The sequence below is a fragment of the Endothiovibrio diazotrophicus genome (genome assembly GCF_054657215.1).
Genome location: NZ_BAAHXB010000373.1, coordinates 1 through 268, shown reverse-complemented (window position 1 = coordinate 268; position 268 = coordinate 1). Strand labels below are relative to the sequence as shown.

1 pseudogene is annotated in these 268 nt (G+C 71.6%); it reads right to left on the bottom strand.

Annotated features, from left to right (window positions below):
• A pseudogene (locus ACYQ2W_RS26875) lies at nt 1-268 on the bottom strand (IS481 family transposase); the annotation flags it as partial.

The following is a 268-nucleotide window of genomic DNA, read 5'->3' as shown; positions in this document are numbered from 1 at the left end:
GGAGAGATCCCACGCGGCATAGTGGAGCAGCGGGCGCTCCAGGTGGCGGTAGCGGTCGGGGATCTCATAGCGCTTGCCGGCCAGCGAGACGGTGCCGTCGCTGCGCCGTAGCGTGCGCGGCTCGGTGCGCCGAAAGGCGTGCCGCAGCGCCTGACTGGAGGGGCTGGGTCGCCCCACCGAACGCTCGTCGAGGTAGCGGCGCAGGGGCGTGGTGGCGATTTCGCGGTGCACCGTGCGGTGGTACTCCTGTTCCACCCAGGCCTGGGTC